The organism is Collinsella sp. AF19-1LB (assembly GCF_003459655.1).
In the GTDB taxonomy this organism is placed as follows: domain Bacteria; phylum Actinomycetota; class Coriobacteriia; order Coriobacteriales; family Coriobacteriaceae; genus Collinsella.
In genome coordinates this window covers 40,644-50,243 of record NZ_QRWO01000022.1, presented here as the reverse complement: position 1 = coordinate 50,243, position 9,600 = coordinate 40,644, and the positions used below count along the sequence as shown (strand labels likewise).

The 9,600-nt window shown below is 58.7% G+C and carries 12 protein-coding genes and 1 pseudogene; 5 read left to right on the top strand and 8 right to left on the bottom strand.

The window, feature by feature from the left end:
• Positions 1 to 91 precede the first annotated feature (91 nt).
• The 6 genes and pseudogenes from DWX39_RS07685 to DWX39_RS10935 all read right to left on the bottom strand — a co-directional run bounded on the left by DWX39_RS07685 (position 92) and on the right by DWX39_RS10935 (position 2,265).
• Positions 92 to 454, bottom strand: coding sequence for a hypothetical protein (locus tag DWX39_RS07685; protein WP_117583307.1), 363 nt, complete (start codon positions 452 to 454; stop codon positions 92 to 94).
• A gap of 58 nt (positions 455 to 512) precedes the next feature.
• Positions 513 to 683 (bottom strand): annotated as a pseudogene (locus DWX39_RS11255) (IS30 family transposase); the annotation flags it as partial.
• The gene (locus tag DWX39_RS07680; RefSeq protein WP_117759174.1) at positions 683 to 1,015 is read right to left on the bottom strand and encodes a nucleotidyl transferase AbiEii/AbiGii toxin family protein; all 333 of its coding nucleotides are present in this window, start codon (positions 1,013 to 1,015) and stop codon (positions 683 to 685) included. The pseudogene DWX39_RS11255 and the gene DWX39_RS07680, both read right to left, overlap by 1 nt.
• 16 nt (positions 1,016 to 1,031) lie before the next feature.
• The gene (locus DWX39_RS07675) at positions 1,032 to 1,244 is read right to left on the bottom strand and encodes a hypothetical protein (protein ID WP_117583309.1); all 213 of its coding nucleotides are present in this window, start codon (positions 1,242 to 1,244) and stop codon (positions 1,032 to 1,034) included.
• 169 nt (positions 1,245 to 1,413) lie between these two features.
• On the bottom strand, positions 1,414 to 1,587 hold the full coding sequence (locus DWX39_RS07670) for a type IV toxin-antitoxin system AbiEi family antitoxin domain-containing protein (protein WP_255413178.1): 174 nt from the start codon (positions 1,585 to 1,587) through the stop codon (positions 1,414 to 1,416).
• A gap of 447 nt (positions 1,588 to 2,034) precedes the next feature.
• A complete protein-coding gene (locus DWX39_RS10935; protein ID WP_128619958.1) occupies positions 2,035 to 2,265 on the bottom strand; it encodes a hypothetical protein in 231 nt (76 codons plus the stop codon).
• Positions 2,266 to 2,467: 202 nt separating this feature from the next.
• Between DWX39_RS10935 and DWX39_RS07660 the strand changes: the two genes are divergently transcribed.
• Together DWX39_RS07660 and DWX39_RS07655 are read left to right on the top strand one after the other, a co-directional pair.
• Entirely contained in the window at positions 2,468 to 3,430 is a 963-nt protein-coding gene (locus tag DWX39_RS07660; RefSeq protein WP_117759170.1) for an Abi family protein, read from the top strand.
• 504 nt (positions 3,431 to 3,934) lie between these two features.
• Entirely contained in the window at positions 3,935 to 4,402 is a 468-nt protein-coding gene (locus tag DWX39_RS07655) for a YjdF family protein (RefSeq protein WP_233508835.1), read from the top strand.
• Positions 4,403 to 4,413: 11 nt separating this feature from the next.
• Here the strand turns inward: DWX39_RS07655 and DWX39_RS07650 are convergent, their stop codons facing one another.
• Positions 4,414 to 4,863 carry a hypothetical protein gene (locus tag DWX39_RS07650; protein ID WP_117759168.1) on the bottom strand — a complete coding sequence of 150 codons (450 nt, stop codon included), beginning with the start codon at positions 4,861 to 4,863 and terminating at the stop codon, positions 4,414 to 4,416.
• Between the two features lie 563 nt (positions 4,864 to 5,426).
• On the opposite strand from DWX39_RS07650, the gene DWX39_RS07645 reads away from it, so the two are divergent.
• From DWX39_RS07645 to DWX39_RS07635, 3 genes are all read left to right on the top strand, one after another.
• Positions 5,427 to 6,056 (top strand): class I SAM-dependent methyltransferase, encoded by a 630-nt coding sequence (locus DWX39_RS07645; protein ID WP_117628877.1) that lies wholly within the window; start codon positions 5,427 to 5,429, stop codon positions 6,054 to 6,056.
• Positions 6,043 to 6,648, top strand: a complete 606-nt coding sequence (locus tag DWX39_RS07640) for a class I SAM-dependent methyltransferase (protein ID WP_117628878.1) — start codon at positions 6,043 to 6,045, stop codon at positions 6,646 to 6,648. Before DWX39_RS07645 ends, DWX39_RS07640 begins: the two co-directional genes overlap by 14 nt.
• A 115-nt stretch (positions 6,649 to 6,763) precedes the next feature.
• Positions 6,764 to 7,594 (top strand): class I SAM-dependent methyltransferase, encoded by an 831-nt coding sequence (locus tag DWX39_RS07635; protein ID WP_117759166.1) that lies wholly within the window; start codon positions 6,764 to 6,766, stop codon positions 7,592 to 7,594.
• 154 nt (positions 7,595 to 7,748) lie between these two features.
• On the opposite strand, the gene guaA is transcribed toward DWX39_RS07635, so the two are convergent.
• Positions 7,749 to 9,347: a glutamine-hydrolyzing GMP synthase gene (guaA, locus tag DWX39_RS07630; protein ID WP_035136929.1), complete on the bottom strand. Its 1,599-nt coding sequence runs from the start codon at positions 9,345 to 9,347 to the stop codon at positions 7,749 to 7,751.
• Positions 9,348 to 9,600 lie beyond the last annotated feature (253 nt).

Genomic DNA, 9,600 nt, shown 5'->3' with positions numbered 1-9,600 from the left:
CCGACTTCGTCACCCAGGTCGACAAATCGCAATTTATCATCCACCAAGATCTTCACGGCTTTTGAAAAGACAGATAGTTACATGTCCAACGCTACAGAAGCCCGAGGACCGTCGCCTTTGATAGCATCTCGTAGGCTCGCGGATATGTCTCTTTGTCGCGCTCGGCCATAAATGCCCAGTTCGCCGTCACGTCAGCCGCCCTCACCATAGCCACCTTGGAGGAGTCGACATAGGAGACTGGAATCTTGGGCAGCCAGTCGCTAAATACAGGAGGGTAGGAGGTCTGCCACGTTGGGTTGAACATGCCGCAGCGCAGCTCCTCATCAACCGATTCTGCCAGGTTGTACTTTCCGTCGATCGAAGTCGAATGCTCGTCAACCACAACAGAAACTGCATCAACCTCGCTCGCGGCAATTCCCTGAAGCCTCAGCGCGTCAACGATGCCGGACTTCACGCCGCGCTTTAGAGCGTAGTCAAGATACCTTTGCTTGCGCCTTTTCGAGCTTGAATTCTCAGAGCAACTGCAACACCCCTGAGTAGTGGACCTCGTAGGGCGTCCTGAACCCCAGGCGCTTGTGGGGCCTGCGGTTGATGGCATCGTACACCCGCTCGACCTCCTCGTCCGAGACCGCAGAGAAGCCGGTCCCCTTCGGGAAGTACTCGCGCAGCAGACCGTCTGTGTTTAGTCAAGCCTGATTCTCGGGTTGGGGCTGCGGTGGAAATCCTGGTCCTCTTTTGGTCCAGGATTTCCACCGCAGCCCCAACCCGTAAATTGAACGCTATCAAACACAGATGCCGTCGCGAAGTCGATGTCGCGCGTGACGCGGCCGTCGGGGATGCGCGCGAGCAGCCCGCTTCCGCCCTTGAGGATAAACCGGCCGTCGGGGTTGCTGAACACCCTGCGCAGGAACCGGTCGCGCAAAGCCCGACGACAGCCGTCCCCGGGGTCACCGCCCCTGTCGCGAACGGCCCTCTTCAGGGCCCTGTCGAGCTGACCGCCGTTCTCGTACGTCATTCTTCCCGCCTCCTAGCTAACGAATCGTACAGGCTGGCCCCCGCCGGCATCCCGGCTTTTGCCCCCCGGCGTCGATTTTCTCCCTCAGCGCGCCCTCGTCTTCGACGAGGCCCCTTTCGAGCGCGTCCGCGAGCACGTTCGCGACCAGGCTCAGTTCCTCCCCGGAGTCTATCAGGTCCACCACCGTGAGCCAGGGCCTCGTCGCCGGGATGTCCGAGACGATCGCCACGTCCTTCGGGTCGAGGCGGCGCTTCCTGATGAATCAGGTTCGGGCGCTTAGTCTGCTTTCTCTCGGGCGTGCAGAACTCGTAGGGCGAGGGGCTGACCTCGCCGATGCCGTAGAGCCATGCAGCCGTCGCCCCCATGGCGACGGGGCGCCTCCCCGGGTCGATCGACAGTCAGGCCGCGAGGACGTCCTCCTCCCGCGTGCTCGGTGAGCCGCCCATGCGGTAGACGCCCTTCGCGAGCCTCTCTATGTTGCCGAGCCCTTCCAGCCTCGAGAGCGCGTACCGCTCGACGCCGAGCACCTTCGCCTGCACAGATGTGAAGAGCCCCCTTTGGGAAGAGGCGATGTCGTTGGTGGCTCGTATGACTTCGATTTATTCCATGCTTGCATTGTGGAAAATAATGCAACAATGCAAGCAATACGCTCAGAATACACGGCGTTATTCGGCGGCATTCGGGGTCACTGAAACTGCGGAAACCGATTTTCGCATTTCTTTATTCCCATTTGTTGACCTGGGCGAATGCAATTGAAGAGGGCTTGAATCCGCCTCGCAGTTTCAAGTCAGTTTCATCCGCTCGAAATCGGCCTTCGGGGGACCCGAATTGTGAATTATTCCCGCAGGGCCTAATTATTCCCGTACCGCCGAGTACTCCGTTGTACCGCCCAGTAGGGACACACGGGAATAATTGGGTCGTTTTCCCAGGTAAAGATGCAAAAAGAAAGCCCTCGAACCAAAGGGTTCGAGGGCTGTTATTCCCACTATTTCGCTGGTGGCTTTGGTTCTGTCGTCCCGTCATTCCAGTTGCACCCAGTTTTCGGCATCGACACGGAACGCGTGCCGCCGAATGACGCGATGTCGCGTCTCGTCAGCTTCGGGGACAAAAGCTGGGACAACTTCAAAAACTTTTTTCAAACTCAGGGCTTTGAGTTTTTGTTTTTGTCCCAAAGGAGCTTCCGGCCGTGATTCGGATGCCCGATTGGGCGGAATCGCCCGTTTCTGGAACTCAACCGCAGCATCACGCACAAGCCACTCGCAACAACTGCAAATGATTGGTCGCGAGCGGCTTCCAACGAGATTCCAAAGCCGCAGGTCAGGCGACTGCACTACTGACAGGGAAAGGGAGTCGTATCGGGCGGCTTGCCCATGAGTCGACGATGAGGCTTCCACCGAATGTCGAGGACATGCTGGTAAAATAGGCAATACTTTTTATGACAGGAGACCGAGCATGGCCGAACCCCACGATAGGAAGCCGATCCTCACGATCGAGCAGCAGATAGAGCACCTCAAGCAGAAGGGCGTAGCCTTCGAGCTGTGTTCCGAGGAAAAGGCCGCGGACTACCTGCGCGACAAGTGCAACTTCTTCAAGCTCGCATCCTACCGCAAACTCTTCTCGAAATACGAGGGAGGCCCGCGCGACGGCCGCTACGTAGACCTCGACTTCGGCCAGCTGCGCCTGCTCGCGGCGCTCGACCAGGAGCTGCGCCACGCCCTGCTCGGCATGACGCTCGACATCGAGCACTTCCAGAAGGTGACACTGCTTCGCGAGATGGAGGACCGTGGAGAGGACGGCTACGCCATCGTGGCCGACTACATGGCATCGCTTACCACTGCAAACAGGGAGTACCGCCTGCGCGAGCTCAAGATGAGCGGCCGCAGCCCCTACAGCTCGAGCCTCTACGCGAAGTACTCCGGCGACATGCCTGCCTGGGCCTTCCTTGAGCTCACCTCGTTCGGCACCCTCATCGACTTCGTGCGCTTCTGCGCCAGGCGATGGGGCGACAGGCGCCTCGAGGCCTCCCACTACGACCTCAAGCGCGTGAAGTCCGTCCGCAACTGCGCCGCGCACGGCTCGTGCCTGATCAACTGCTTCGCCGAGAGGGGCGCCGCCCGGGGCTCGGCGTCCAGCGGCGTCTCCCGAAGGGTGGCCGCCGTGGGAATCCCCAAGGCGACCAGGAGGAAGTGGATGGGGAATACGGCCATGCAGGAGGTCGCGACCGTGCTCGTGGCGCACTCCGGCTTGGTACCCGAGGGCTCCTCGCGCTCGCGCGCCGCATCCGAGCTCGCCGAGATGTTCGCCAGGGCCGACGGAGAAACCGAGGCGCTGCCCGACAAGGGGCCCGACGCCGCAGCTCGCTCCGCGCTCGAGTTCCTTCGCAGGTTGACAGAATCGCTCGGGTTGGTAGAATAGCCTGCAGATAGCAAAACCTTCACGGTTTTAGGGGCGGACTTGCGCAAGCGACTCTGCCCTATTTTTATATTCACTCGCTATAGGAGACGGGTGATACCTGGGTCAATGACAGAACTGAGAAGCCCGGAATAATGGAGCCAGTTAGAAACCCTCGGGTTTGCGGGGCGGGATCGTGAGAGCGATTCTGCCCTATTTTTTCCTCCGTCTGCCCCAAACCAAGTAGTTCGAAGATAGCCTGTAGGTGTCCTCCTGGGCGCCTTTTATTTTCAGGGAATCGGCCGCTTCATGAACGAGCGACCGGCTTGACCTAGATCGAACCGCCTTCATCTCCGCCTAGGCGCCGGCGATCAACATCGTAAATCCGCGCGTGCTACAATGCGGGCACCAGAGATGAAAACACAGTCCCCGTCGGGTAGTCGTGGGCGTGCGGGAGTCCGCATCAGTAACCTGCCTCCTTGGTTGTCCCTTCTCTGCATGGTCATCTACATAAAGGAGGAACCAACCATGCAGATCAGCGTGTCATCCACCCTGACCGTATATCATGACGGCCAATTCTGGGTCGGGCTGGCGGAGCATGTCGAGGACGGCAGATACGGCGTCGTCCGCATCGTCTTCGGTGCAGAACCGTCCAATGAGGAAATCCTGCAATTCGTTACAAGCAAATGGGCGAAGCTCTCGTTCTTCGGTGACGAGGCCACGGAAACAAGCAAGCCCGCGAAGAATCCCAAGCGACGCGCTCGCGAGGCAGCGAAAGCCCTTAAGCGGCCCGCGGTGAGCACCAAGGCACAACAGGCGCTCGCAGCACAGCGGGAAGCGATGAAGCGGGAGTCGGCTCAAGCAAGAAGCCAGCGTCGCGCGGATGAGGCGGAGGCGCGCTTCGAGCCACTGCACTTCACAGCTTGTTTCTCAAGTATTTGGGACGCACACGCGGCGTTCAAAAATGCGGAGCGACTCCACATGGCTCGAGACTGAGCCGAGGTGCCCTACTTCTCGCCCTCCAGCAGCCCCACGATACGGTCGATGTCGACGGCGAAGCGGGGCCTTCCCTCGCGCTCGCAGCGGTCGAGGTACGCCTGGCACTCGGAGACAATGCGCTTGGTGTTGCCGTCGATGATGCGCTGGAGCGTCTCGTAGTAGGCCGAGCCCTCGGTCCTGAAGCGGCGCTGGTAGGACTTGGTTATGGGGAACATCTTGATGTAGTGGATGCCGTGGCGACAGCCGGGGCTCGTCGTGGGGCGGGGTGGCAACGCAAAGTACTGGTCTTTGGGCACGTTGGGGGCGATGTTGGAATGCAGCGGCACGGCGAAGTCCCTGCGCTTCCCGCGGAAACGCAGCCTCACCACCACGATGCAGGGGAGATTGTGCTTAAGCATGAGCTCGCGGTCGCCCTCGACGAGGTCGAAGAAGTCCTGGGAGATGGATACGGTCTTCACCGGTTGCGCCCCCTCATACGAAGCGGGGCCCGCATCGCTGCAGGCCCCTACAGGTGGGCGATATTCTACGCCTTGCGGCACCCCGTCGCCCACGGAGGTTAAACGTACACGTAAGCCGTACTCTGAAAGCCGCGGCTTCCGGCAAGCAGTTTATGCCACGAAAGGTCGCTTTCAACGCGCATAGCTCGCAAAATAACACTCGCTGGGCCGTCACCCCTGGCAGTTGCCCTCCAATCTTCATTGGAGTCAGCAGGTCAATTCATATAGTTATGGGGGTGTATCCTAAAGGAAATCAAATTTATACCCCCATAACTAAGGAATTTTCTATTCCCACTCAATGACTAGGGCCCTGGTGTAATTGGCTTGATCACCGTTCCGGGAACCGGTATCGACCTACCTGTCCGCCAAGCTCCTTCTTCAGCTCCAGCCTAGCATCTGACTCGCGCCGCTATAAGCGAAAACCGAAGAGATGCGTCTTAGCCAAGAAAAGAAGGTTAGCCTCATCTTACTGCATGATTCGTGTGTTATAGTTAGATAGCTCTAACTGTTTGGGGGCGACAGCCATGCATGAACGCAAGGGTTTCTGGGACAAGAATGCCAGTCGGTACGACCGTTTCATGCGAAACGACCGGGCGGCGTATGAGAAGATGTATGGGCTGATCCGGCCGGTAGTGAAAGCAAAAACCGTGCTGGAGGTTGCCACCGGCACGGGGCTTATCGCAAAGAGCATCGTAAATGCGGCGGCGCACATCGAGGCTACGGACGCCTCTGCAAAGATGATCCTTGAAGCAAAGCGGGACAATCAATCCGCAAAGCTGCACTTTTCCGTACAAGATATGTTCCGCCTGCCCTATGCACAGAAGTCCTTCGAAGTGGTGATTGTGTCCAACGCGCTTCACATAGTGCCGCATCCGGAAAAGGCCCTGCAAGAAATCAGGCGGGTGCTGAAGGACGACGGCGTGCTCATCGCTCCAACCTTCACCCACGCGGGGAACTCGGTTTCCGGCAAGGCAAAAGCCTTTTTCATGAGTATGGCGGGATTCCCCCTCCACAGCAGGTGGACAAGCGAGGAATACCTGCGTTTCCTGCGTCAAAACGGCTGGGCGGTGCAGAAAAGCTCGGTGCTGAAGGCCTCGTTCCCGTTGACCTATGCGGAATGCACGAAATCGGAGGGGCCAGATGTCGTTCTTTGAAAACACCCGCAAGCCCGTGGGCCTCGGCGGAAAACTTATGGTTGCCATGATGAATCTGGGCCACAGCCCTGTGGCGCGGTGGGGACTTCAGTTTCTACGACTTGCGCCAAACGCCAAGGTGCTGGATTGCGGCTGCGGCGGCGGGGCGAACATAAAACGGCTGCTGAAAAAATGCCCGCATGGCGTCGTCAAGGGCATCGACTATTCGCCCGTCAGTGTGGAGAAGGCCAGAAAGCTCAACCGAACTGCAATTCAGGAGGGGCGTTGCGCCGTTCTGCAAGGCAGTGTGGCGGATATGGCGTTTGAGGATAGCTACTTCGATGCTGCCACGGCCTTTGAGACCGTCTATTTTTGGCCTGATTTGCCCCGATGCTTCCGTGAGGTCTGGCGGACGCTGAAGCCAGGCGGGAAAATTCTTATCTGCAACGAGAGCAATGGCGATACAGACAGGGACGAGAGGTGGACGCAGATCATCGGCGGCATGACCATCTACAAGGACATTGAATTAAAGGCGTGTTTGGAGCAGGCGGGTTTTCACGAGGTGCAGATACGCAAAAAGAAAAAGTGGCTCTGCGTCACGGCGCGGAAGTAAGGGCATCAAGCACGGGCGTTTTTGCATCCATCCTGCACATGGCGATAGGCATGACGGTCATAGCGGCTATGCTGGCGGCAATTATGACAGTTTTTATTCACTGAGGAAGACACCTATGAAATATAAAATTGAGAAAAACACCGTGCAGGAGACGCTGATCCTCCCGCTGTATTCCCGGAAGCTGTGTACGGAGCTGTACCCGAACCTTTACAGGGATGAAACAGCGGTTCGCCTGCTCGACCAGATCGACTACGACTTTTCAGAGGCAGAGAAAAACTCCCGCAGCCTGATGCAGCGCTTTGGTGCGCTGGAGGTGGCCACACGGCAAAGTGATCTTGCTTTCGAGGTGCGGGATTACCTGAAAGGCCACCCCAATGCGGCGGTGGTCAATCTGGGCTGCGGGCTGGACAACACCGGCAGAACCTGCGACAACGGTAGATGCAAGATCTACAATCTGGACTTCCCGGATGTGATTGCCTTGCGGCAGCAGCTACTGCCCGCCGGGGATCGAGAACAAAATATCCCCTGCGACCTGAAAGACACCGCATGGTTTAGCAAAATCGATGCCTCCCGCGGGGCGGTGTTCTTTGCCTCCGGGGTGTTCTATTACTTTCTGACCCAGCAGGTCCGGGAACTGGTGCGGGGGATGGCGGACGCTTTCCCCGGCAGTGTGCTGGTCTTTGATGCTGCCAATCGGACGGCAGTAAAGATGATCGCAAAAACATGGCTTAAGACTGCAAAAATCAAAGATGTGGGGGCATATTTTGCGGTTTCGGATGCCGCCAAGGAAATCGGCACGTGGGACAGCCGTCTGCAGGTCACAAGTCGCGGCTATATGCTGGGCTACAACGATTTGAGAGACCCTTCTGTCAGCGGCTTTTTCCGGTTTCTCGCAAGGGTCGGTGACAACGGGATGAAAATGCAAATCGTGAAAATAAGATTTTGAGAGGCAAAAACGAAGCGCATTCACTTTGACGTCGAAGAAGACGGCTTTTACGGCGCATATTGGGCGTGCAAGGACACGCATACAGCAGCGGGCACGGATTCAATTGAAACCGTGCCCGCTATCTGATACTATATTATTTTATCGAACGTCTGTTCTACTCCCACTCAATCGTCGCGGGCGGCTTGGACGTGATGTCGTAGCACACGCGGTTGGCGCCGGGGACCTCGGCCACGATACGACCGGAGATGCGGGCCAGCACGTCGTAGGGCAGCTTGGCCCAGTCGGCGGTCATGGCATCGCTGGACTCGACAGCGCGAAGGATAATCGGGCGCTGGTAGGTGCGCTCGTCTCCCATGACGCCGACGGACTTAATGTCGGGCAGGACCGCGAAATACTGCCAGCAGCTGTGCTCGGAGTTGCGCTCGCCGGTCTGCTCAAACAGACGCTGGTTGTAGGCGTCGAGTTCCTCGCGCACGATAGCGTCGGCGTTCTTGAGGATCTCGAGCTTCTCCTTGTCGACTGCACCGATGATGCGGATGGCCAGGCCCGGGCCCGGGAAGGGCTGACGAAACACGATGTGGCCCGGCAGGCCGAGCGCCAGACCAAGCGCGCGGACCTCGTCCTTAAAGAAGTGATCGAGCGGCTCGATGAGGTCGAAGTGCACGCCCTCGGGGAACGGGATCAGGTTGTGGTGACTCTTGATGGTGGCCGTCTTGCCGCCCGTCTTGCGAGCGCCGGACTCGATGATGTCGGGATAGATGGTGCCCTGAGCCAGGTACTTGACCGGCTTGCCATCGGTCTCGAGCTGCTGCGCCACGGCGAAGAACTCTTTCCAGAACTGCGTACCGATGATGCGGCGCTTCTCCTCGGGCTCGGTTACACCGGCCAGAAGCTCGGCATAACGGTCCTCGGCGTGGACGTGGATAAAGTCGACGTCAAACTGTTTGGTGAAAACCTCCTCCACCTGCTCGGGCTCGCCCTTGCGCAGCAGACCGTGGTTGATGAACACGCAGGTCATCTGCTTGCCCACGGCGCGGGCGCCCAGCGCAGCCACGACGGAGGAGTCGACGCCACCGGACAGGGCCAGAATCACGCGGTCGTCGCCGACCTTCTCGCGGAACTCGGCCGTCATGGTCTCGACCAGGTTGTCCATGCTCCAGTTGGGCTCCAGGCCGCAAATCTCAAACAGGAAGTTGCTCAGCAGCTGCTGACCGTACTCGGAGTGCTTGACCTCGGGGTGGAACTGCGTGGTGAAAATCTTGCGCTCGACGCACTCCATGGCGGCAACCGGGCACACGTCGGTGCTGGCGGTAACGGTAAAGCCTTCGGGCACCTCGGACACGGCATCGCGATGGCTCATCCACACGGTCTGCTCCATGGGCGTGGAGTTAAAGAGCTTGGCGCCAGCCGTGCGCGTGATGGTGGCGCGGCCGTACTCGCCCACCTCGGAGTGGCCGACCTTGCCGCCGAGCGTCACGGCCGTGATCTGATGGCCGTAGCAAAAGCCCAGGACGGGAAGGCCAAGGTCAAAGATGGCGGGATCGATGGACGGAGCGTCCTCGGCGTACACGGAGGCCGGGCCGCCGGAAAGGATGAGCGCAGAGGCGTTCATCTCGCGAATCTCATCGGCCGAGATGTCGCAGGGAACGATCTCGGAATACACGTTGAGGTCGCGGACGCGACGGGCAATGAGCTGACCGTACTGCGCACCAAAGTCGAGTACGAGGACCTTTGCGGAAGCCTTTTGATCCATGGTTTCCCCCTCTTGTTGGCGGGGAGCCGGTGCCCACCCGCGTGAATGAACGAAAATAACTTCCATAGTGTACACGTTATATGGGGTTTCTCGTCCCTCGCGGCCATCAGCGCACGGCAAACGCACGACCTGGGCCCTTATTTGACGGCAATTGAAGTATTACTAAACATTACAGATGATGTATTACGTTTGAACATTGGACGCCCTGTGCCACAATACTGCCGAACGACTCCGCCCTTGCGGCGACAAAACC

Coding starts and splice junctions, on each gene's coding strand:
- DWX39_RS07680 (WP_117759174.1), bottom strand. CDS start 1,015: ATGACGTACGAGAACGGCGGTCAGCTCGACAGGGCCCTGAAGAGGGCC.
- DWX39_RS07660 (WP_117759170.1), top strand. CDS start 2,468: ATGGCCGAACCCCACGATAGGAAGCCGATCCTCACGATCGAGCAGCAG.
- DWX39_RS07655 (WP_233508835.1), top strand. CDS start 3,935: ATGCAGATCAGCGTGTCATCCACCCTGACCGTATATCATGACGGCCAA.
- DWX39_RS07645 (WP_117628877.1), top strand. CDS start 5,427: ATGCATGAACGCAAGGGTTTCTGGGACAAGAATGCCAGTCGGTACGAC.
- DWX39_RS07640 (WP_117628878.1), top strand. CDS start 6,043: ATGTCGTTCTTTGAAAACACCCGCAAGCCCGTGGGCCTCGGCGGAAAA.
- DWX39_RS07635 (WP_117759166.1), top strand. CDS start 6,764: ATGAAATATAAAATTGAGAAAAACACCGTGCAGGAGACGCTGATCCTC.
- guaA (WP_035136929.1), bottom strand. CDS start 9,347: ATGGATCAAAAGGCTTCCGCAAAGGTCCTCGTACTCGACTTTGGTGCG.